This is a genomic window from Bacillus sp. SIMBA_026, assembly GCF_046535335.1.
GTDB lineage: Bacteria > Bacillota > Bacilli > Bacillales > Bacillaceae > Bacillus > Bacillus velezensis.
The window spans coordinates 1-232 of sequence record NZ_JAWRWX010000518.1; the positions used below are offsets into that span (position 1 = coordinate 1).

A 232-nucleotide genomic window follows, 5' to 3' on the forward strand; every position below is an offset into this window, starting at 1 on the left:
CTCGCCTGGTCGTAACCACGAAGGTTTATCGGCATAGAGGGATAACTCTCAATAGCATGCTGCAGTTGACGCGTCATAACACGGTCCTCGCTCAACTTAATCGCGGCGAAGAACGCAAACCCCCAGACCACGCTGAGCACAGCAACACAAATCGCAAATGCAACGGCGACACGCGTGCGCAGACTGTGTCGATACATTACTCAATGTCCTCTGCAATTCGGTAGCCAATGCG

Annotated in this window: 1 protein-coding gene; it reads right to left on the bottom strand. The window is 53.0% G+C overall.

The features are described from left to right. Positions 1–197: hypothetical protein (locus SB847_RS22380; RefSeq protein ID WP_410578967.1), on the bottom strand; the 197-nt coding region annotated here is incomplete at its 3' end. Positions 198–232: the final 35 nt, after the last annotated feature.